The sequence below is a fragment of the Vibrio sp. 10N.261.52.A1 genome (assembly GCF_002876325.1).
Taxonomy (GTDB): Bacteria; Pseudomonadota; Gammaproteobacteria; order Enterobacterales; family Vibrionaceae; genus Vibrio; species Vibrio chagasii.
In genome coordinates, this window is the sequence record NZ_MCYD01001093.1 from 1 (window position 1) to 1,306 (window position 1,306).

General features: G+C 41.7%; 2 protein-coding genes. Both read right to left on the reverse strand.

Going from position 1 to position 1,306, the window contains the following annotated elements; translation table 11 throughout:
• Positions 1–21: 21 nt before the first annotated feature.
• Positions 22–564: a hypothetical protein gene (locus tag BCT81_RS23470; RefSeq protein ID WP_102426038.1), complete on the reverse strand. Its 543-nt coding sequence runs from the start codon at positions 562–564 to the stop codon at positions 22–24.
• Positions 565–696: 132 nt separating this feature from the next.
• Complete coding sequence (locus tag BCT81_RS23475) at positions 697–1,191, reverse strand: GNAT family N-acetyltransferase (RefSeq protein ID WP_102426039.1); 495 nt, start codon at positions 1,189–1,191, stop codon at positions 697–699.
• Positions 1,192–1,306: the final 115 nt, after the last annotated feature.

The window sequence follows — 1,306 nt, forward strand, 5'->3', positions numbered from 1 at the left end:
GAATCACTCTTAAACAGTTTGTTAGGCATCTTTTCCCGAATGGTACTCTTTAAGTTGAGTTGCAACTTCATTTTGTAGCCAATCTTCGGTAATCCCCATTGTTTCCCACACTTTCAAACTCAGTTTTTCTACCGCGTGATCAGCAACTTGGAACATGTGTATCAAGTTCTGGAGTTCAGTGATCATTTCTTTGCGACCATCAGTATCTGACATATGCATTGCATAATCGTAAAAGAAATCGTGTGCTAGCCAGTTACGCTTTTTCAGAGTAGCTTCAAGGTGTGTTACTAACTCATAAGGTAGATCAACTTTCTTCTTAACTTGTCCCAATAGACGACCAAATGTATGGGAATTTAACCCATTATATATTTCTAACCACTCTTCTTGATTCAGTGCTGAATTGTCGACGACTTTATAACCCATCGCGAAGTTTACTAGGGCTTTTTCAGCGCACTGGGCATTGAACGAAGCTAACCCAAAAAAGGCAAAAACTTCCTTTTCGTCACATAACTCCGGTTCTGGGATTGGCTTTAATTCACCAATATTCATATCACCAACTTTCACAATGACTCCTTGATGCCTAACGCCCAATTAAGTTGTGAGCAACGCTGCTACCTTACTAAAACACTGCACCGTAATCACCAAACAAGTTGAAACCTAAAGTGCCGAGCGTTGCGAATCAGCTTGAATTGCTTGTTATGTGCGTGCTAAACGATAGCGCCTTACTGTACCTTCATTATCATCTGTATAGTTACCCAGATATTCGCCACCGCAGTTTTCTATAACCTTTTGAGATGCTGGGTTATCAATTGAACAGGTAACAATAACCGAGTCATTTACAGCATTGTCGCGCACCCAAGCCAGAAGAAACGAAGCAACACCTTTACCACGAGCTGATGGCTTAGTCTCGTAACCAACATGCCCTATTACATTCTCTACGTTCGCATTAGTCCCAGTGCGAACTCGAATAGCACCTAGGATTTCAGAGTTTGAAATGCAGTAGTACGTTGTACTTGGTAAATACCCATTTGGTAATTCGGAGGTTGCCTTAGACCTCTCAACCAAACCAGACAAATAGACTTCAGGGTTTAGCTCAACATCTTCGTATTTTGGGATACCTGAATCGAAGCATTCTTTCGCATAACTAGCTAACATTGGAGCTAAATCAGGGCTAGCTTCTACTACTTCCATGTATATTTTCCTCTAAAGCACATAACGCCTTGTTAAGGTGTGAGGCACGCAATGCCGATGCCTCCGCATACCACCTTAACCACTAAAACTAACGCATAGTAAAAATGCCACGCGT